This window comes from Pseudoalteromonas sp. HL-AS2 (genome assembly GCF_031198805.1).
Taxonomy (GTDB): Bacteria; Pseudomonadota; Gammaproteobacteria; order Enterobacterales; family Alteromonadaceae; genus Pseudoalteromonas; species Pseudoalteromonas nigrifaciens.
The window spans coordinates 2,880,018-2,899,060 of the sequence record NZ_CP133571.1; the positions used below are offsets into that span (position 1 = coordinate 2,880,018).

Here is a 19,043-nt window from a genome sequence, read left to right on the forward strand (position 1 = left end):
TAATAGTTAAAAATGAAATTATAAGCGCAATTAGTATACAATAAAAACACAACTGGTTAACATCATTGGAAGATAAATTAACAGTACCTAGTAACTTAGCGCATCAAAATAAACGTCTTAAAGCGCTACTGAAAAAGTACAAGCATGCACATCATCTACAAAATGCCCTGATCCTATTATCAGAGCAAGCCAGCACGGTTGCAGAACTTACCTTACTCTATCCCGCTATACACGATATTTTGCAAAAGTACGTACCAAGCAAAAGTTTTTATGTTGTACTTTCTAACAGACACACAAACTTATTAGAACTTTCTTATTTTTCAGACGAAAAAGATGGTCTTGCTATTGCCCTTAATCAGCATAATAGTTTTAACGAAGGTGCAACTGGTTATGTATTTAAACAAGGTAAAACAACCTACTTTACTAAGCAACAAATGCAAGATGCTGCTAATAATGGTTTATTTAAAGCTTTAGGTACGCCTGCTGAGCACTGGATTGGCGTGCCTGTATTTCAAGAAAAAAGCATTATAGGCGTACTTGCAGCACAAAGTTACGACACAGAGCAAGGATACAGCCCTCAACAAATACAATTACTAGAGGTTATGTCGCTGTACTTAGCTACCGCAATAGAGCGAGTAAAAAAGCGCGAGCAACTCGAAGCCGAAGTTAAAATTCGCACCCAAGCACTTACACAAAGTAACGCAGCGCTTAACCTTGAAGTCGAACAACGTAAACGAGCCCTACAACGCCAGCAAATTTTATTTAAAATATCGGAGCTGGCAACACAAGCTAAAAATATTGATGATGTATATTTACAACTGCATGAAATTATAAAGTCGATAACCTATGCTGATAACCTTTATATTGCACTTTATAACAAAGATTCTGGCTGGCTAAGCTTTCCTTATTACGTAGATGAATTTAAAAAGAACCCTCAATCAAGGCGTTTTTCTAAAGGCTATAGTGAGCTGGTAATTAGCACCGAAGAAACTCAGCTTATACATCCCGATAGAGCAAAAGCGCTTATACAAGATGGCACAGTACAACGCACTTCACCTGTGCCTGAAAAGCAAATGGCTACTAGTTGGCTTGGCGCACCATTAAAAACATCACAAGGTGTTATTGGTTTAATTGTTTGCCAAGCGTATAACAATAAACATATTTTTAGCCAAGATGATTGCGAACTCATCACCTTTGTATCCCATCAAATTGCTACAGTATTACAAACAAAATTAGCTAATATCGCACTTAAAAAGAGTCATCAGGAGCTTGAGTTTCGAGTTGACGAAAAAACTAAAGAGTTACGCCAAGCTAACCTACATTTACAAATGCAAATTGATGAGCGAAAAAAAATAGAGCAGCAGCTTTATCACGACGCGCATCACGACTCGCTGACCGGTTTAGCTAACCGAAGCTTATTTTTAACTCAACTTGAAAAAACCCTGCAAGAATATCATCGCTTTGTAGAGCAACACTTTGCCGTATTATTTATTGATTTAGATAAGTTTAAAAGTATTAACGACCAACTTGGCCATCATGCCGGGGATCAGTTTTTAATTAGCGTGAGTAAGCTATTTTCGCAGTGTATTCGCGAGCACGACTTATTAGCGCGCTTAGGGGGGGATGAGTTTGTAATTTTATTGACTCATTTAACCGAGCCTCAACAAGCAGAAGATGTTGCAAATAGAATAATTAACTTAATGGCAGAACCATTTTGTTTTAAAGGCTCGTCACTGCAAAGTGGTGCAAGTATTGGTATAACTTACTCTAACCAAAGCTATAAAAATACGGATGAAATAATGCGTGATGCCGATGCCGCTATGTACTACGCTAAAAACTCAGGTAGAAACCGCTATGAGCTATTCCACCCGCTATTAACGCAAGCAATACCAGAGCAGCAATCACCAGTACTGCATTACCTTGAACAGCTACCGATGAACTTTAGAAGTTCTGAGATCATTACTCTTGATGAAAATTGCCAGTCTGAGTCATTGCTAGAGGCATTTGGCGAGCACCCTATATTGGGCTATACCAGTTTTGATATTCTAAAAAAGTTTGCCTGCGATAAAGAGCAACATCTTAATGTTGAACTACAGCTACTGCAACAAGCATACACACAAACAAGTAACGCTAACTTAAACGTCGGCTTACTACCTTGCTCTAGTTTGTTATTGGCCCATCCTGAGTTTAATTTATTTACTGATGCTTTGAGCCAATGCGAAAACAAAACACAGCTTTGCTTACTCTTTGACGAGCAAGAAATTCGTTATGCTAGTGCAACACAAATTGAAAATTTAAAGCAATTATCTTTAAACGGCTACTCTATTGGGTTAAATAATTTTGCTAAAGATAAATGCGAGCTTAACTTACTTAGCGAAATTGATTTTGACTACCTACTACTAAGCTCGACATTTAGTAAACGTATTTTGCAGCAAGCTAGCTACGACCTACAACTGCAGGGAGTACTTGCCATTACTAAAATTAAAAACACTAAAGTAATAGCAAAAGGCCCTGCTATATTAAATTTTAGAGCTCTATTAGATAAACACGGTCTAGGATTTTTTATCGGTAAACAGTCTGCACTTAACAGTAGTTTGCAGCCCTCTATTAGTCACTCTGAATCACTGCAACGTTAACCAATTTATTCAGGTTTTTTAAGCATAGCGCGTAGATTAGCCACACGCGCCTGACCTTTTTCCATTCGCTCGGCTTGGCTATTAGGTGCTTTTTTATTCTCGAATGCTAAATCGTCTTGTGGTAGTTCTTGTACAAAACGACTGAGCTCTGTTTGTGATGTTTCGCCAAATTGACGACGTATTTTAGCATAAGTTAAGGTGAGCTCTTGTTGAGCTCGGGTGATCCCAACATACGCAAGGCGACGCTCTTCATCTACGTTGTCCTCATCAATACTTACCTGATGCGGTAGCAAGCCCTCTTCCATACCCACCATAAACACGTACGGGTACTCTAGTCCCTTTGATGCATGCAAGGTTGATAACTGCACCGCGTCGGCTTCATCTTCTTCTTCGTTACGCTCTAACATATCGCGTAATGTAAGTTTGCTCACTACTTCGGCCAAGGTCATGGGCTCGTTATCGGCGTCGCCGGTTAGCATGTCGGTGATCCACCGATATAACTCCGATACGTTTTTCATCCGCATTTCAGCCGCTTTGGCACTAGGTGATGACTCGTATAAATACGCTTCGTAGTTAATGTTACGCACTAAATCTTTAACCGCTTCTAGGGTATCACCGCGCACCGCGTTGTCTGATAGCTCCACAACCCAACGTGCAAACCCAGTAAGTGCGTTCAAACCACGCCCTTTTAGCCTATAACCTAGGTCATTATCAAAACAGGTAGCAAATAAACTCATGTGCTTTTCATTTGCGAGCGTACCCAGCTTTTCAAGTGTCACCGTGCCTATTTCGCGCCGTGGCGTATTTACTATACGTAAAAATGCATTGTCATCGTCTTGATTAACCAGCAGCCGTAAGTAGGCCATAATATCTTTAATTTCTGAGCGCGAAAAAAACGACATACCACCGCTAATTTTGTATGGAATACGGTTACTCATTAACGATTTTTCAAAGCCTCGCGCTTGGTGATTACCACGATATAAAATAGCGTAATCTTTGTAGCTAGTGCGTTTCATAAACTTATGCGAAATAATTTCAGCCACTACGCGCTCAGACTCATGTTCTTCATCACGACAACCAATTACTTTTATTGGCTCACCATAACCGAGTTCACTAAACAGCTTTTTTTCAATGTCGTGCGGGTTGTTGGCAATTAATATATTAGCCGCTTTTAGTATTCGCCCTGCACTACGGTAGTTTTGCTCCAGCTTAATAAGTCTAAGCCCGGGGAAGTCTTTACTTAATAACACTAAGTTTTGCGGACGCGCACCGCGCCATGAATATATCGATTGATCGTCATCGCCTACCACAGTAAAGCGGGCGCGTTCACCTACTAACAGCTTAACAAGTTGGTATTGGCTGGTATTGGTATCTTGGTACTCATCCACCAGCAAGTATTTAAAGCGTTGCTGCCAGCGCATCCGTGAGGTGGCATTATTAGTAAGGAGCAAAGTAGGGATCATTATTAAGTCATCAAAATCTAGTGCATTGTAAGCACGTAACTGGTTTTGATAGCGACCATAAAGCTGTGCAAATAATGCTTTTTGTGGCTCTTGCGCTTCGCGGATTGCTTGTTCTGGTAAAATTAATTCGTTTTTCCAGCTACCAATTGCCATTTTTAATAGCTTGAGTAGGTCTTTATCATTTTTAAGTTCGTCTTCGGTTAAATCATTTAATAACTGGTTGGTATCTTGATCGTCAAATAGCGAAAAACCCGGCTTAAAGCCCAGTGTACTAAGTTCTTTTTTGATAATTTCTAAACCCAGCGTATGAAATGTAGATACCCAAAGCCCTTTGGCATCTTGCTTGCCAAGTGTTTGCAAAACACGCTCACGCATCTCTTTAGCAGCTTTATTGGTAAAAGTAACCGCGGCAATATTACGCGCTTTATACTCACACTGTTTCACTAAATATGCGATTTTATTAGTAATAACACGCGTTTTACCAGAGCCAGCTCCAGCAAGCACTAAGCATGGCCCACTAATATATTTTACCGCTTCATCTTGTTTAGGATTGAGTTTCATAACGACCAAAGAGATTTAAAAAGACGGGCAATTTTAACGTAACCATTACAGCGAGCATAGCAATTGCACTAATTAATTCGATAAAGATCAACCTGTGTTAAATACACTGGCTATAAGGTAATATTAGTTATTATAAATTCTGGGCAACAGCCAAGGGACGAACATGATTAATCCAGCAAAACTTGAAGAAATTGCAAAGCAAATCACTAGTAATATGCCACAAGGCGTAAAAAACTTAGCCGATACACTCGAAGGTAAAACCAAACAAGTTTTACAAAACAAGCTTGCTGAGATGGACTTTGTAAGTCGTGAAGAGTTTGATGTACAAAGCCAAGTACTGATCCGTACACGTGAAAAGCTAACTGAGCTTGAAGCTAAAGTTGCACTGTTAGAGCAACAACTTAGCACTCAGCCAAATGCTGAATAATATATACGCTTAAAGTAAAAAAGCAGCCAAGGCTGCTTTTTTGTTTTGTAATAGTGCTAATTAATTAAATAACCTGAACTCTAGTTAAGGAACTTACTAACATATTGAATTATAATTATATTTATTTTCTCTAGCCAGAAGTTTTCAGTGAAAACAAGGCGAATTTACGCGTCAATAGCTGGCCTATTGCAAGTAAATTCAACGCAGTTAGCGCTGAAAATAGCTGCTTGAGATAGATTTATTATCCGGAGCTCAGGTTAAATAGCTCATCAAGTACATAGTAAGCTAAATTGCTCTGCTGCGCGCAACTCACAACCAGCATTTTTTGCGCTACTTGCTCCCCAGTTATTGGTTTATAGCGTTTTAAAAGTGGCAGGCGAGTTATAATGGGTAAAATAACACTGCCAATTTTCTCAGCCACTCTAAACTGCTTACGGTTACCTAATAATAACGACGGCTGAAAAATACTGATACGTGCAAAAGGCAGTTGCTTAACCTGCTCCTCTAGTTGCCCCTTCATTTTTAAATAAGGGCTAGTGCTGTGCGCATTTGCACCACTTGATGACACCAAGCAGTAATGTTGCACACCATTACTTGCGGCTAATTGCGCGGCAATAAATTGATAATCAAAATCAACTCTTCGCTGCGCCGCAATTGAGCCGGCTTGCTTTTTAGTAGTACCTAAACAAGAAAAAAACACATCGCCTTTAAATAATGCAGCATATTGAGTTAACTCATCAAACTCAATTATATGATTAACGAGTTTTGGATGACGTATGCTTAGCGCACGACGGCTTAAGGCAATTACATTAGAAAAATACGCGCTTTGTAGTAACTTTTTTAATAACTCATTTCCTACTAACCCTGTTGCACCTATAATTACCGCCGTTTTTGTCATCGCTTTAATTATCCATGGTCAAGTTTTGAAAACACGTGTTGCACGGCTTTTTTATAAGTGTCGGCTTCTTCTGATGCACAAGTTACTACTGACTCTAGGTCATGTAGGTGGCCATTTTCTAGGCCGTAAACCCAACCATGAATCGATAAACTTTGTCCACGTGCCCATGCGTCTTGTACTATATTAGTGCGCGCTACATTACGTACCTGCTCAATTACATTAAGCTCTATTAAACGGCTTAAACGCTCTTTTTCAGGCACTGCATTTAATTGCTCTAGGTGCTTCTCTTTTACATCACCAACATGGCGCAGCCAATTATCAATAAAGCCAAAGCGGGCTTCATCTAGTACTGCTTGTACACCACCACAACCATAATGCCCCACCACCATAATATGTTTAACTTTTAATACTTCAACAGCATATTGCATTACCGATAAACAGTTATGATCTGTATGTACAACTACGTTTGCTACGTTACGATGTACAAATAGCTCACCTGGGAGTAAATCTACAATTTGATTGGCTGGCACGCGGGAGTCGGAACAACCAATCCATAAGTACTCTGGATTTTGCTGCATTGATAGTATTTTAAAAAAGTCAGGATCCGCTTTACTAGTGCGATCTGCCCAACGTTTATTATTGTCGAATAAATTTTTTAGCTTTCTCATTGCATCTCTTTTCAGTTCGAAGACGGGTAATTTGCCAAGATCAAAATATTGCGCGGTGTTAACTGTTTTGCGCAAAACGTTTTAATACTGACTTGATAGCCTTGCTGCTGTAAATATAAAGCACGATCGAGCACAAGCCAAACTTCTATTGCTCTTCTGAACACATGTCGAACCAGTTCAATACGATCTGTTACTTTTATCTTGTCCTGCCCAATAAGTAAAAACTCATTATAATCAATCTCTTGTGGCAACTTTAACGACTTTTTGTCTGCAGCCCATGCACAAAATGATTTAAATGAATCTGAAAACACCGCCTTGTTAACCGACGGCACACTGACGTAATGTTGCTCATTAGTAATCGATTTTCGCAGGGCATCAAACCCGAGTCGCCATGCAACTTCAGTGTTACGCACTTTAACTATGCGTGAAGGCGCGGTGACCATTTCTTGAAGTGCGAGCTTTAAGTCGCGATGAGTTAAGTTAAGGAGACTTTGTTGTGCAAGCGTACTCATTGCTAGGTAATTATCTGGGGTAAATAAATGATAACAACAAGGAGAAAAACTAATGTTAGAGACTTTAGCTACACTGGCCTGCTGCATAAAAGCTTGATGTAAACCGCCGCAAGCATGTAAAGCGACTGCGTGCATATCGGCTTTAAAAAAAGCAGTAATGTCATCCTTCAATACATCTGCTTGGCTAAAGTGCATAGCTAAGCCTTGCTGCTTTGCACTGTGCTGCCCTTGCTCACATAATTGCGGTTGCAGCTCTATACTGTGCACGCTTTTAGCACCATTAAACGCTAGCATACGCCCGAGGTGCCCTTTACCCGCGCACCATTCTAAAACAGGCTTGGTACTACTGGGTAAAGCCGCTACAAAATCTTGCAGCTGCTGAAACTTCCGCCCTTTTATACCGTTACTAAGCCAAAACGGATAGTCACTGCGCGTTAAGTTCGCTGTTGGTAACTCACACAAATTTACCAGCTGTTCAAGTTGCTCAATATGCGGCTCAAAAAATTGATATAACTGTTCTTCATTGCCATCTAATTGGGCAACTTCTTCATCCGTTAAATTATTTAAAGGCTCTTGTAGCTCAGGCCAAGGTAGTGCATCAAAATCAAATGCCGTACATTGCCAATATTGGCGATTACGCATAAGGAGAGAATCAAGTGCAGAAAACTGCTCAGCTAAGGTCATATCAACTTAAAATAAATAAACACAATTAATTATAGCAGCTCAGCCCACTGTCATTAAGTGGTTATTTTTTGAAGATTAAACGTAAATACAGCGGGATAGAAATAATGCTGATAATAATTGCTGCCAGTAACATCCATGAAAGCTGTAATCTTTCGGGCTCCTGATACTTATATATAAAACTAGCTTTTACTTTGTCAAAATCACTTTGTTCAACACCATATAAATCAGCTATTAAGCGCCACTTTGCCATCGACATATTACCTAGGTGAGTACTGGGTACTGTAACATAGCCTTTTAATACCTCGGCTTCATAAGCTAGCTGATGGGGGCTTTTATGCGGTGCATATTGCTGAGTTACTGCTATCGCTTCATCCATATTCATCATTGCATAACGCCAACCTTTAAGACTTGCCTGATAAAAGCTTTCTACTGTTTGCGGGTGGTTTTTAAGCATACTTTGGCTAGTAAACAAAATATCGGCATACAGATCCATACCGTACCTTTGCGGACAAATAAGTCTGTGAGCAATTCCTTGTTGCGCCATGTAATAAGGTAGGTCGGTTACATACACTTGCATTGCATCTACTTTATTGTCAATCCATGCGCGGGTCGGATTATCACCTTCATAATGGGCTAAGCGGTCGGTATTAATGCCACTGCGCTGGAGCATAATTAATAACTCAGTATTCTCTCTTTTACCGCTGGTAGTGACTCGTTTAGTAATAAAGTCTCGTGCATGAAAAATATCAGAGCTGTCTTTAACCATCCAGCAATAAGGGGAAAACTGCAATATAGCAGCCATTGCCACTAAAGGTTTACCGGCAATGCGTTGCTGTAAAACACCAGAATGACCAATGCCAAACTGCACCTCACCTTGTGCTACTGCATCAAAACTGTCGGGCATACTTAACTTGGCAGGGAGTATATTTACATCCAGCCCGACCTCTTTATAAAAGCCTTTATGCTTGGCCATATAATAGCCGGCAAATTGAAATTGATGAGTCCATTTTAATTGCAATGTAACCGGTTCTTGCGCCTGTAGCTGGCAACAAAAAAGCCCTAAAACAATGATTAGTCCTTTAATTAGCAACGAGTTCCCCTCAAAGCATATTATTATTTATTGATAATAATATGTAAAAAACATGATAAAGCAAGCACCTCAACGAGGTGCTTGTTAATAAAGAGGGTTATGCCGAAGCGAGTTTATCGACGTTTTTGCCCTGAGGCTGCGAGGTTAAAAACTGGGTAAAACACGGGTTATTTGTTTCATCTTGTACGTTATAGCCTAAGCGATTTAAGTGCTCATTAAACACATCAAATTGGCTTGGTTCAATTGCAAAACCTGCTAATACATTCCCCGTAGAGCCACCATGATTACGATAATGAAATAAAGTAATATTCCAATTACTGCCTAAGGTATCTAAAAAGCGTGCTAATGCGCCCGGGTATTCAGGAAACTCAAACTGTAATAAACGTTCATGTAATTGCTCAGGTGCTTTACCTCCAACCATATAACGCACATGTAACTTAGCGAGTTCGTTATCCGATAGGTCGCAAAATTGATAATTGTTATTGGTTAGATCTCGCTTTAACTCTTCTAGCTCTTGTAACCCTTGACGTAGCGCAATACCTACAAATATTTGCGCATCGCCGGGCCCTGCATAACGATAATTAAACTCGGTAATAGCGCGCCCACCTAACGAGGCACAAAATTGTTTAAAACTGCCTTTTTCTTCATTAATGGTAACGGCTAATAGCGCTTCGTTTTTTTCGCCAAGTGCGGTGCGCTCTGCTACATAACGTAAGCGATCAAAATTTAAATTAGCTCCTGAAAGCACGGCAGCTAAATGCAGCCCTTTTAACCCCGATTGCTGACTCCACTTTTTCAGCCCGGCAGTGGCAAGCGCGCCTGAAGGCTCGGCAATGGCACGCGTAGATACAAAAATATCTTGCATGGCGGCGCATATCTCATCGCTGCTTACGGTAACTACGTCGTCGCAAAACTTTTGCGCTAATCTAAACGTTTCAGTGCCAATAATTTTAACCGCCACACCATCGGCAAAACTACCAACTCTATCAAGCTCTACTGGCTTACCCGCTTTTAGTGCGGCTTGTAAGCAGGCACTTTCGTCGGCTTCTACCCCTATTACTTTAATATCAGGGCGCAGTGATTTTATATATACCGCCATACCAGCAAGCAAACCGCCGCCGCCAACGGGAATAAATACCGCATCAAGCTCGTTTAACTGCTGCATTAGCTCACGGGCTACTGTGCCTTGCCCTACAATTACGTCTGGGTCGTCAAATGGCGGTACAAATATACCGTTGAGTTGCTCTGTAAGTTCTAGCGCATGGGCTTTAGCGGCATCAAAGTGATGACCATGTAATACTACTTCACCACCAAGTGCACGCACTGCACTTACTTTTATTTCTGGGGTAGTTACTGGCATAACTATAGTTGCCTGATGCCCTAAATGTGAGGCACTCAGCGCCACACCTTGAGCATGATTTCCCGCAGATGCAGTAATCACTACTGAGCCTTTAGGCAGCTTGTTAAGTTTATTAAATGCACCACGTAATTTAAATGAGTACACCGGCTGCTGGTCTTCGCGTTTTAGCCACACATGGTTGCCCAGCTTAGTACTGAGTTCGGCCATTTTGCTAACCTCAGTTACTTTAGCCAGCGGCTCCATGTTTGCTTGAATAATTGCACGAAAATAATCGAGTTCTTGAGAAACCATAATTAACTAAGCTCCTCTAGTTTGGCTAAATCGCGCACTGCACCTTTATCGGCACTGGTAGCAAGTAGCGCATATGCTTTAAGCGCAGATGATACATAACGCTGACGATCAAGCGGTTTATAAGCCTGCTTGCCACGCGCTAGCTGTTTTTGTTTACGAGCTTCGAGCTCTGCATCGCTAAGCGCTAAAGTAATTTCGCGAGTAGCAATATCAATAATTATTTTATCGCCGTTTTCAACGTAGGCAATCGCACCACCACTAGCCGCTTCTGGTGATACATGGCCAATTGATAAGCCTGATGTGCCGCCAGAAAAACGACCATCAGTGATCAAGGCACATTTTTCTGCTAAGCCTTTTGACTTTAAGTAACTGGTTGGATAAAGCATTTCTTGCATTCCAGGCCCGCCTTTTGGCCCTTCATAACGAATAACCACTACATCGCCGGCTTTTACTTCGTCGTTTAAAATACCTTCTACCGAATCATCTTGCGACTCATACACCACGGCAGTACCTTCAAAATGTAGCATGTCATCAACTACACCCGCGCTCTTTACAACACAGCCATCAACCGCTAAATTGCCCGACAGTACGGCTAAACCACCATCTTGACGAAAAGCGTGTTCAACACTACGAATACAACCATGTTCGCGGTCGTTATCGCCCTCATCCCAACGGCATTCTTGGCTCATTGCTTTAGTAGTGCGAATACCCGCAGGGCCTGCACGATAAAATTTGCGAGCAGCTTCGTTAGTTGGGTCTGTTGCATCCCACTTTTTAACTAGCTCAGCCATTGTTGACCCAGCGACATGATTTACCGACATATCAACTAAGCCTGCTTTACCCAACTCACGTACAATTGCCATCATGCCACCAGCGCGGTGTACATCTTCAATATGATATTCTGGCGTAGCGGGTGCTACTTTACATAAAAAGGGCGTTTTACGAGATAGTGCATCAATGTGCGACATATCAAAATCAACACCTGCCTCTTGCGCCGCAGCAAGTAAATGTAATACCGTATTTGACGAGCCGCCCATGGCTATATCTACTACCATGGCGTTCATAAAGGCTGTTTTGTTAGCAATCGCGCGTGGCAATACTTCTTGGTTATCTTTTTGGTAATACTCGCGGCACAAATCAACAATGCGTGCGCCCGCTTCAACATATAATTGTTTACGGTCTTTATGCGTTGCTAGCGTAGTACCGTTACCCGGTAGTGCTAAACCAATGGCTTCAAGTAAACAGTTCATAGAATTGGCAGTAAACATGCCTGAACACGAACCACATGTAGGACATGCTGAGCGCTCCACTTGCTCTGAATCTGCATCACTTACCGACTCATCTGCACCTTTAACCATGGCGTCTACCAAATCGAGTTTAATATCGATATTAGCAAGTTTAGTTTTACCGGCTTCCATCGGACCACCCGATACAAATATAACCGGAATATTTAAACGCAACGCTGCAAGCATCATTCCTGGGGTAATTTTGTCGCAGTTTGAAATACAAATCATCGCATCGGCGCAGTGGCCATTAACCATGTACTCAACCGAGTCGGCAATTAGGTCGCGTGATGGCAGTGAATACAACATGCCACCATGGCCCATAGCAATACCATCATCTATCGCTATGGTGTTAAATTCTTTTGGCACGCCACCCGCTTGGGTAATGGTTTCAGCCATCAATTCGCTCAGCTGATTAAGGTGCACATGCCCAGGTACAAATTGTGTAAATGAGTTTACAACCGCAATAATCGGCTTTCCGAAATCGCTATCTGTCATTCCTGTTGCACGCCATAATGCACGAGCACCTGCACGTTTTCGACCTTCGGTTGTTGTTGCACTTCTTAATTTTGCCATGGTTACCTCTGTTTTGCTGCTTTATAAGCAAGCATTCCTCATTCTTAGTTATTGAGTAAGTTTATTAACCCACTCTGCAATTGTTTACTGCGCGCACACTTAAACCACTTGTTGCTGTAAATTTTGTAAAGTAACGGCTTTTACGTCCACCAGCTTATTTAGCTGGCTGGTTAATAAGTGAATTGGCTTATCGCTGTCTACCGTCATGGTTACATGGTATTGGCCATCGTCTATATTGAGTTGAAAATGGGTTAAGTCAAAACCACGATGACGTACTACGCGTAAAAAACGCTCTACAGCAATACTTTGATTTTTTAAGGCGATTGTTAAACTATGTTTCATTGTGCTTTCCCCGTCATCATTTCATCGTTAGCTGCACCTGGTGGTACTAGCGGCCATACATTTTCTTTATTATCAATGCAGGCATGTACTATGTATGGACCTTTACTATTAACCAGTGCAGTTATTGCATCGTCAACTTGATTAGCATGGGTTATGGTTTGCCCTGGTATACCAAATACCGCTGCTAGCTGCACAAAGTCTGGATTATCTGAAAGGTCAGTTTCTGAGTAGCGCTCTTCAAAAAACAGCTCCTGCCATTGACGTACCATACCTAAGCGTTGGTTATCTAAAATAAGTATTTTTACTGGTAAATTATTACGACGAATTGTTGCCAACTCTTGAATGTTCATCATGATAGAGCCATCACCAGATACCGTAATAACAAAGTCATCGGGGCGCGCTACTTGTGCACCAATTGCCGCAGGTAAACCAAAGCCCATAGTGCCTGCACCACCACTACTTAAGTGATTACTGGGATGATTAAATTTCATATGCTGGGCCACCCACATTTGGTGCTGACCTACATCGCAGCACACGACACCCGTTTTAGGCATACGTTGGCTAAGTTGATTAAGTAAATAGGGTGCAAATACCTTGTCGCCCGGATAGTCGTAACGCCATGCATATTTAACCATCATTGCTTTGTTATAATCGCACCATGCTTGCGGAGTTACAAAGCACTCTAATGCAGGTAAGGACGTTTTTAAGTCAGCAATTAAAGAAGCTTTTGCTGGTTTACGCTTACCGACTTCTGCGGCGTCTATGTCTAAATGAATTACTTTAGCGTTTGCAGCAAACTTTGCTAAGTTGCCGGTAACACGGTCATCAAACCGCGCCCCAATACACACTAGTACATCGCATTCTTGCACCGCTAAGTTAGCAGCTTGGCCGCCGTGCATACCTAGCATACCTAAGTAATACTCGTAATCGGGTAACACACTGCCCAGCGCTTTAAGTGTGGCAACCGCTGGCATGTGGGTTTTATTTAAAAACTGCATCAACTGGGCTTGTGCATCCGCTGATTGCACTCCACCACCTACATAAGCAACCGGCTGTTTAGCTTCACTAAGCAGTTGATTAGCAATAGCAACTTGCTTTAAATCAAGTTCTGGTAAGTACTCGTCTGCTGCTAGCCAAGGCTGAAATGGCACTTGCGCCATTTGAATGTCTTTTGGGATATCTACGAGTACGGGCCCTGGGCGACCGCTTTGCGCTAAGTGCATGGCCTCTTGCAGTATTTCGGCTAAGTCTTCGGCTCGCTCTACCATGTAACTGTGCTTAGTACACGACAGCGACATACCTAACACATCTACCTCCTGAAAGGCATCTGAACCAATCGCTGCGGTAGGCACTTGCCCGGTAATTGCTAATAATGGCACTGAGTCCATCATCGCATCGGCAAGAGCAGTAATTAAGTTAGTGGCACCAGGGCCTGACGTTGCAAAACACACTCCTAATTTACCCGTACTACGAGCAAAACCTACTGCCGCAAAGCCTGCACCTTGCTCATGCCGAGTAAGGTAGTGCTTGACTGGCGCGCCATACAAGGCATCGTAAATTGGCATAATAGCTCCGCCTGGGTAGCCAAATACTTCTTTTACGCCGTGTTTGGCTAATAAATCTATTGTTAATTCTGCGCCTGTCATTAATAAAACCCTCATTCCTCAGTGACAATTCAATCACATATTTTGCCGCTAAAACCAAAAAGCCCCCCGAACGGTTAAGTGCGGAGGGCTTTTAAATGCTTAAGTTTTTTAAAGCACTACGAAGCCCTCGCGGGAATAATCACCACGATAATAATCAGGACTAGGTTTAGTGCGTTTGCAAGCATGTAATTAATACCAAATGTTGTTAAATTATCGCAAAGGTTATTCCTTTGCTCTCTTTTTATATTAATACCGTGCTGAGCCCCTTAAGTCAACATCAAATTCAATTCAAATAAAAGACAAATAAGCAATTTAAGTGGTTTTAATATTCACTATAATTACCTGCTATGGTTTTTTTATGTGAATAGTTAAGCGCTATAAATTCCCTATTCTAATATGCCCTTTTTATGGTTTGATTAATTTTTAATAATACTCTGGGAATAAATTTATTTTACCCCCTCAGGAAATGCGTAGCTTCTCTTAAGCAGTTCTTAAGTGTTGTTGCATAACATGGCGTTGTTGTTTTAAACGAGCCTAAATATGCATTCACTTAGTCCTATATCTACACAGCAAAAACTTAATCGTGGTAAACGGTTTTACATTCACTGTAGCGCCAACGCTTTTGTAGTAATGATTGCCTGCTACTATTGCTTGGTTATAAATATTCCATTCATTCATGGCTCTTTTAGCGCCATTACTTCTTTAGCTTCTTTTTCGTGGCTATTTTTATTTTCAGTACCGCTATTACTACTCTGCCTGCTAATTATATTTTTTTCGATAGTGTCGGTTCGGTGGTTATTAAAGCCACTTAATTACTTTTTATTGGTTATTTCCAGTGCAGTACTTTACGGCACCTTAAATTATGGCGTGGTGTTTGATTATTCTATGATCCAAAACACCTTCGAAACTGATTCAAGCGAAGCATTAAGCTATTTAAATCCGCAGCTTATTGGCTTTTTACTGCTGTTTTGTGCCCTGCCTGTTTTTGTTTTAAGCAAAATAAAAATACACTTTACCCGCCCTCACCAAGAAGTACTTAGCCGCGTAAAGCTAGTTGTAGCGTGTTTGGCGCTTATAGTATTGGTGGTTACAAACTTTTATGCCGACTATGCTGCAACGGGCCGCAATAACCGCATTTTGAAAAAAGAAATTATTCCATTTCAGTATCTCTCTAGCGGCTATAAATATATGCGCGATCAGCTGCTGTATACCAATATGGAATTTAAAAATATAGATGCTGCACCTACCCTAATTGCGCCTAATACCAGTAGCGTAACCGTAATAGTGGTTGGTGAAACTGCACGAGCAGAAAACTTTGCTTATCAAGGTTATAAACGTAACACCAATTTTTATACCCAAAAACACGGCGTTACTTACTTTAATAATGTGGCATCTTGCGGCACGGCTACAGCGGTATCTGTACCTTGTATGTTTTCGTTGCAAACACAAACAAACTTTGATCGACTCGAAGCCGACAGCCAGCAAAACTTGATTGATTTGGCCCAGCACGCAGGCAGTGATGTACTCTGGGTTGATAACAACAGCGGCTGTAAAGACGTATGTACGCGAGTAGTTACTATCGACATACCTACAACAAAATCTACTTTATGTGATGGTAAGTACTGTTTTGATGAAGCGCTATTAGCTCCACTTAAACACAAACTGGCTAATTTAACCCAAGCTAACACCGTTATCGTACTGCATATGATGGGCTCGCACGGGCCAACTTACTTTAAACGCTACCCTGAACAATTTAAACAATTTACCCCAACCTGCGACAGAAGCGATATTCAAAATTGCTCATTTGATGAATTAGTTAATACCTACGACAACACCATTGCGTACAGCGACTTTGTTAACGCCCAAGTAATTGAGCAATTAAAAACGCTGCCAAACAATATAGATAAGCAATTTTTATATGTGTCAGATCATGGTGAATCTCTTGGCGAGGGCGGTGCTTATTTACATGGCTTTCCGTATAGCTTTGCGCCTAGCACACAAACCCACGTACCACTATATATGTGGGCTGATGAGCATAATCAGCGCATTACCAATACCTGCTTAGCTAATTTAGACACCAATGCTGCACGCTCACACAACAATATTTTCCACACCCTTTTAAATTTAATTGGCATTAACAGCAAAACGTATCAGGCATCGCTTGATCTACTTGCGAGCTGCCAAACAACACCAAGCGAAATACAACTATGAGCAATAAAACCGTTATAAAACGCCAAGGCTTAATGCGCCTTATTTTTACCTTAAGCCATTCTTTTAACGGCTTAAAATGGATGAGTCGATTTGAAGCGGCGTTTCAACAAGAGTTAGCACTGTTTTCGTTACTTGGTGTGTTTGTGTATCTGCAAGAAATTGCACTAAGCGATAAATTACTACTTATAGCCAGCCTGCTTTTTGTATTGTTTGCTGAACTAGTAAATACGGCAGTTGAGGTTGTAGTTGATAGGATTGGCAGCGAATACCATGAGCTTTCGGGTCTCGCTAAAGATATAGCCTCTGCCAGTGTGTTTATAGCCATGTTAATTGCCGCACTTATTTGGTGGGCTGTATTATGGGCTTAAAGCTAAATTTTATACCTAAAATAACGGGGCTAATAGTTAAAGTAATACCTCAGGTGAAAAATGCACTTGGCCCGGTATGGATTTTTGTTGTATTTGCTGTTTTAGCCCTTGGCTTTTTAACACTTGCTCGCTTTGGTTTAAGTGTATGGCAAGGGGAGCGTGTATTTGGATCGCATGCGTGGTTTTCTATATTTGTAGGTGGTTTAAGAGTTGATATAGCCACTTTAAGCTACATTATTATGCCCGTATTGCTACTTACTTTACTGATGCAGAGCGTAGGTTGGCAAAATAAAATACGCAGCCTAATTAAAATTTACTTAGTGGGTATGTCTGCTTTACTCGTTTTTTTTGAAGTGATTACCCCTACATTTATAAACGAGTATGATTTACGCCCAAACCGCTTATTTATAGAGTATTTAATTTACCCTAAAGAAGTCTCTAAAATGATTTTTTCGGGCTATAAATTAGAAGTACTTATTGCTGTTATAGCACTTATTTTAAGCTGCAAATTTGCAGGTAAAGTATTTAGCCATCAATGGCAAAGTAAGTCGTCACTAACAAGGTTAAATCAATCAATTTTAGCGTTAGTTTTAGTGTGCTTAACTATTTTAGGCGCGCGTAATTCATTAGGGCACAGACCACTTAACCCAGCCATGGTATCGTTTTCGACCGATCACTTACTTAACGACTTAACCCTTAACTCACTTTATAGCGTAGCATTTGCGGTAAAGCAGCTCTCTAATGAGCAATCTAGCCAAGATTATTACGGAAAAATGCCAGCAGATGAACTGCTCAGTATAGTGCGCAATAATATGCAAGATAGCCAAGCCACATTTACTGATAAAAGTGCGCCAACAAACACCTTTCATACCGCAACGAATAACACTAAACCAAAAAACCTAGTCATTATTTTACAAGAAAGCTTAGGGGCACGCTATGTAGGCACACTTGGCGGTTTACCGCTAACGCCTAATATTGACGCCCTTTATCAACAAGGTTGGGGGTTTGATAATTTATATGCCACTGGCACGCGCTCGGTGCGTGGTATTGAAGCGATAATTACAGGCTTTACGCCTACACCTTCGCGTGCAGTTGTTAAGCTTGATAAATCACAACGTGACTTTTTTACTATCGCTGACTTTTTAGCGAAGCAAAATTATAACACCCAATTTATTTATGGCGGCGAAAGCCACTTTGATAACATGCGAAGCTTCTTTTTAGGTAATGGCTTTAAAGATATTGTAGATACAAATAACTTTAATAAAATAGACTTTAATGGCTCGTGGGGCGCATCAGACGAAGACTTATACGACCAAGCTGATATCGAACTCACTAAACTTAAAAAACAAAATAAACCATTTTTAAGTCTTATATTTTCCAGCTCCAACCATAGCCCGTATGAATTTCCTGACGATAAAATAACCCTGTACGACAAACAAAAACAAACCCGCAATAATGCGGCAAAATACGCTGACTACGCGCTAGGTACATTTATCGAAAAAGCTAAAAAGTCGAGCTACTGGGACGATACGGTATTTATTGTAATAGCCGATCACGACTCGCGTGTATCAGGTGCTAGCTTGGTGCCAATTGATCACTTTAGAATTCCAGCGATTATTTTTGGTAAAGACATTGCCCATAAACGCGATAATCAACTAGCCAGCCAACTCGATATTCCCGTTACTTTACTATCTTTAATTGGCGTAAGTGGCAAACACCCTATGATAGGCCATGATTTATCAAAACCTATTAGCGACAACAAACAACGCGCAATGATGCAATACGACAAAAACTTTGCCTATATGCACGACAATAAAGTGGTGGTGCTACAACCGCAAAAACCAGCAACCACCTATACGTATAGTAATAATCAGCTTGTGCCATGTAAAAACGATGAGCAACTGATTAAAAAAGCCCTAGCCCATGCCAACCTAGGTAACTTAGCTTATACAAATGGTTGGTATCATTAACAAAGTGACTTGATAATAAAGCCTTGTTAAAGTAACAAGGCTATTTTTACAAATCGA

The 19,043-nt window shown here is 41.0% G+C and carries 14 protein-coding genes; 5 read left to right on the forward strand and 9 right to left on the reverse strand.

All coding sequences use genetic code 11. The features are described 5' to 3' along the window. The first annotated feature begins 65 nt into the window (after positions 1–65). Entirely contained in the window at positions 66–2,636 is a 2,571-nt protein-coding gene (locus RB215_RS13385; protein ID WP_309216553.1) for a diguanylate cyclase domain-containing protein, read from the forward strand. A 5-nt stretch (positions 2,637–2,641) separates the two neighbouring features. Here the strand turns inward: RB215_RS13385 and rep are convergent, their stop codons facing one another. After that, positions 2,642–4,660 (reverse strand): DNA helicase Rep, encoded by a 2,019-nt coding sequence (rep, locus tag RB215_RS13390; RefSeq protein ID WP_086994727.1) that lies wholly within the window; start codon positions 4,658–4,660, stop codon positions 2,642–2,644. Between the two features lie 163 nt (positions 4,661–4,823). On the opposite strand from rep, the gene RB215_RS13395 reads away from it, so the two are divergent. After that, on the forward strand, positions 4,824–5,087 hold the full coding sequence (locus RB215_RS13395; protein WP_086994730.1) for an accessory factor UbiK family protein: 264 nt from the start codon (positions 4,824–4,826) through the stop codon (positions 5,085–5,087). A 241-nt stretch (positions 5,088–5,328) separates the two neighbouring features. Here the strand turns inward: RB215_RS13395 and RB215_RS13400 are convergent, their stop codons facing one another. The 8 genes from RB215_RS13400 to ilvG form a co-directional block, all read right to left on the reverse strand. Further along, a complete protein-coding gene (locus RB215_RS13400; protein WP_089368825.1) occupies positions 5,329–5,985 on the reverse strand; it encodes an NAD(P)H-binding protein in 657 nt (218 codons plus the stop codon). Between the two features lie 8 nt (positions 5,986–5,993). Then, entirely contained in the window at positions 5,994–6,653 is a 660-nt protein-coding gene (gene can / locus RB215_RS13405; protein ID WP_086994736.1) for a carbonate dehydratase, read from the reverse strand. Positions 6,654–6,664: 11 nt separating this feature from the next. After that, positions 6,665–7,849: a methyltransferase gene (locus RB215_RS13410; RefSeq protein WP_089368826.1), complete on the reverse strand. Its 1,185-nt coding sequence runs from the start codon at positions 7,847–7,849 to the stop codon at positions 6,665–6,667. Positions 7,850–7,910: 61 nt separating this feature from the next. Continuing rightward, on the reverse strand, positions 7,911–8,939 hold the full coding sequence (locus RB215_RS13415) for an ABC transporter substrate-binding protein (RefSeq protein WP_089368827.1): 1,029 nt from the start codon (positions 8,937–8,939) through the stop codon (positions 7,911–7,913). Between the two features lie 97 nt (positions 8,940–9,036). Then, complete coding sequence (gene ilvA, locus RB215_RS13420; RefSeq protein ID WP_089368828.1) at positions 9,037–10,590, reverse strand: threonine ammonia-lyase, biosynthetic; 1,554 nt, start codon at positions 10,588–10,590, stop codon at positions 9,037–9,039. Positions 10,591–10,592: 2 nt separating this feature from the next. After that, complete coding sequence (gene ilvD, locus RB215_RS13425; protein ID WP_086994745.1) at positions 10,593–12,449, reverse strand: dihydroxy-acid dehydratase; 1,857 nt, start codon at positions 12,447–12,449, stop codon at positions 10,593–10,595. Between the two features lie 99 nt (positions 12,450–12,548). Beyond that, the gene (gene ilvM / locus RB215_RS13430; RefSeq protein ID WP_309216556.1) at positions 12,549–12,791 is read right to left on the reverse strand and encodes an acetolactate synthase 2 small subunit; all 243 of its coding nucleotides are present in this window, start codon (positions 12,789–12,791) and stop codon (positions 12,549–12,551) included. Beyond that, a complete protein-coding gene (ilvG, locus tag RB215_RS13435) occupies positions 12,788–14,437 on the reverse strand; it encodes an acetolactate synthase 2 catalytic subunit (protein ID WP_182677578.1) in 1,650 nt (549 codons plus the stop codon). Before ilvG ends, ilvM begins: the two co-directional genes overlap by 4 nt. Positions 14,438–14,977: 540 nt before the next feature. Between ilvG and RB215_RS13440 the strand changes: the two genes are divergently transcribed. From RB215_RS13440 to RB215_RS13450, 3 genes are read left to right on the forward strand one after another with little or no spacing between them, the layout of a single operon-like run. Further along, positions 14,978–16,648 (forward strand): phosphoethanolamine transferase, encoded by a 1,671-nt coding sequence (locus RB215_RS13440; RefSeq protein ID WP_182683849.1) that lies wholly within the window; start codon positions 14,978–14,980, stop codon positions 16,646–16,648. Next, positions 16,645–17,016, forward strand: a complete 372-nt coding sequence (locus RB215_RS13445; RefSeq protein WP_182677582.1) for a diacylglycerol kinase — start codon at positions 16,645–16,647, stop codon at positions 17,014–17,016. Before RB215_RS13440 ends, RB215_RS13445 begins: the two co-directional genes overlap by 4 nt. Further along, positions 17,007–18,986: an LTA synthase family protein gene (locus RB215_RS13450; RefSeq protein ID WP_309216558.1), complete on the forward strand. Its 1,980-nt coding sequence runs from the start codon at positions 17,007–17,009 to the stop codon at positions 18,984–18,986. The genes RB215_RS13445 and RB215_RS13450 overlap by 10 nt, the downstream gene beginning before the upstream one ends. Positions 18,987–19,043 lie beyond the last annotated feature (57 nt).

What these genes read in the sequence shown, in the direction of transcription:
- rep (WP_086994727.1), bottom strand. Translation starts at nt 4,660, where the DNA reads ATGAAACTCAATCCTAAACAAGATGAAGCGGTAAAATATATTAGTGGG.
- RB215_RS13395 (WP_086994730.1), top strand. Translation starts at nt 4,824, where the DNA reads ATGATTAATCCAGCAAAACTTGAAGAAATTGCAAAGCAAATCACTAGT.
- RB215_RS13400 (WP_089368825.1), bottom strand. Translation starts at nt 5,985, where the DNA reads ATGACAAAAACGGCGGTAATTATAGGTGCAACAGGGTTAGTAGGAAAT.
- can (WP_086994736.1), bottom strand. Translation starts at nt 6,653, where the DNA reads ATGAGAAAGCTAAAAAATTTATTCGACAATAATAAACGTTGGGCAGAT.
- RB215_RS13410 (WP_089368826.1), bottom strand. Translation starts at nt 7,849, where the DNA reads ATGACCTTAGCTGAGCAGTTTTCTGCACTTGATTCTCTCCTTATGCGT.
- ilvA (WP_089368828.1), bottom strand. Translation starts at nt 10,590, where the DNA reads ATGGTTTCTCAAGAACTCGATTATTTTCGTGCAATTATTCAAGCAAAC.
- ilvD (WP_086994745.1), bottom strand. Translation starts at nt 12,449, where the DNA reads ATGGCAAAATTAAGAAGTGCAACAACAACCGAAGGTCGAAAACGTGCA.
- ilvM (WP_309216556.1), bottom strand. Translation starts at nt 12,791, where the DNA reads ATGAAACATAGTTTAACAATCGCCTTAAAAAATCAAAGTATTGCTGTA.
- ilvG (WP_182677578.1), bottom strand. Translation starts at nt 14,437, where the DNA reads ATGACAGGCGCAGAATTAACAATAGATTTATTAGCCAAACACGGCGTA.
- RB215_RS13440 (WP_182683849.1), top strand. Translation starts at nt 14,978, where the DNA reads ATGCATTCACTTAGTCCTATATCTACACAGCAAAAACTTAATCGTGGT.
- RB215_RS13445 (WP_182677582.1), top strand. Translation starts at nt 16,645, where the DNA reads ATGAGCAATAAAACCGTTATAAAACGCCAAGGCTTAATGCGCCTTATT.
- RB215_RS13450 (WP_309216558.1), top strand. Translation starts at nt 17,007, where the DNA reads ATGGGCTTAAAGCTAAATTTTATACCTAAAATAACGGGGCTAATAGTT.